General features: G+C 48.1%; 1 protein-coding gene. It reads left to right on the forward strand.

Annotated elements, in window-relative coordinates; translation table 11 throughout:
• Window positions 1–617: metallopeptidase TldD-related protein (locus Xmir_RS22235; protein ID WP_244171029.1), on the forward strand; the 617-nt coding region annotated here is incomplete at its 5' end.
• Window positions 618–805 lie beyond the last annotated feature (188 nt).

The following is an 805-nucleotide window of genomic DNA, read 5'->3' on the forward strand; positions in this document are numbered from 1 at the left end:
GAACGTCTGTTTTCTCCGGTCAGATTGGGCAAAAAGTGGCTTCTGAGCTGTGCACAGTCGTGGATGACGGCACGATTGAAGGCCGCCGTGGTTCACTGTCTATTGATGATGAAGGCGTTCCGGGGCAGTACAACGTGCTGATTGAGAACGGTATCCTGAAAGGCTATATGCAGGATAAACTCAATGCCCGCCTGATGGGTGTGGCCCCGACAGGGAACGGCCGACGCGAATCTTATGCTCATTTGCCAATGCCACGTATGACCAATACCTATATGCTGGCGGGTCATTCCACACCGGAAGAAATTATTGCCAGCGTTGATCGTGGTCTGTATGCGCCGAATTTTGGCGGCGGTCAGGTGGACATTACTTCCGGCAAGTTTGTTTTCTCAACATCGGAAGCGTATTTGATTGAAAACGGTAAAATCACCAAGCCAGTAAAAGGGGCGACCTTAATTGGTTCTGGTATTGAAGCCATGCAGCAGATTTCAATGGTTGGAAATGACCTGGCCCTCGACAAAGGGGTCGGTGTCTGCGGTAAAGAAGGCCAGAGTGTACCAGTGGGTGTTGGGCAGCCAACCTTGAAACTGGATAACCTGACCGTAGGTGGAACAGCCTGATAATTTCTTAAGCGATATATACCCAATAGATTTCAAGTTGCAGCTCAACCAACAAAGCAGCAACTTGAAATATGACGGGTATAAAATCAATAGCTTGAGGTCATCATGAAAAAAAGCATATTAACGGCTGTATTATTGGTTCTGGCGGTTGTCTATATCGTCTTTGCCAACGGAATTGTGCCGTTTGG

Source organism: Xenorhabdus miraniensis (genome assembly GCF_002632615.1).